Below are 273 nucleotides of genomic sequence, written 5' to 3'. Positions count from 1 at the left end.
GGGCGCTAAGTCGATGAAAGCCTACTTGGATAGGTGGGAGGTCATCCGAGCCGAGAAAACGGCTCTGAGGCCTTTTTTGGTGACTTTGACGGTGAAGAACGGTGATGACCTGGCTGAACGCTTTAAGCACCTTCATGGAGCCCAGCGCGAGCTATGGAAACGCCGGCAACGTGGTCGCGGCTCTGTGCTCGATGGTGTTGTGGGCGCTGTTTGGTCATACGAAGTGAAGCGGGGAGACAACTCGGGCCAGTGGCACCCGCACCTGCACATGAT

Annotated in this window: 1 protein-coding gene; it reads left to right on the top strand. The window is 57.5% G+C overall.

Annotated elements, in window-relative coordinates; genetic code table 11:
- Nucleotides 1-104 precede the first annotated feature (104 nt).
- Nucleotides 105-227 carry a hypothetical protein gene (locus ABG80_RS23780; RefSeq protein WP_268760970.1) on the top strand — a complete coding sequence of 41 codons (123 nt, stop codon included), beginning with the start codon at nt 105-107 and terminating at the stop codon, nt 225-227.
- Nucleotides 228-273: the final 46 nt, after the last annotated feature.

Origin of the sequence: Aquabacterium parvum (assembly GCF_001447195.1) — a bacterium.
Lineage (GTDB): Bacteria > Pseudomonadota > Gammaproteobacteria > Burkholderiales > Burkholderiaceae_C > Aquabacterium > Aquabacterium parvum.
Note: the sequence above shows the minus strand (reverse complement) of the source record. Positions and strands in the feature narration are given on the sequence as shown.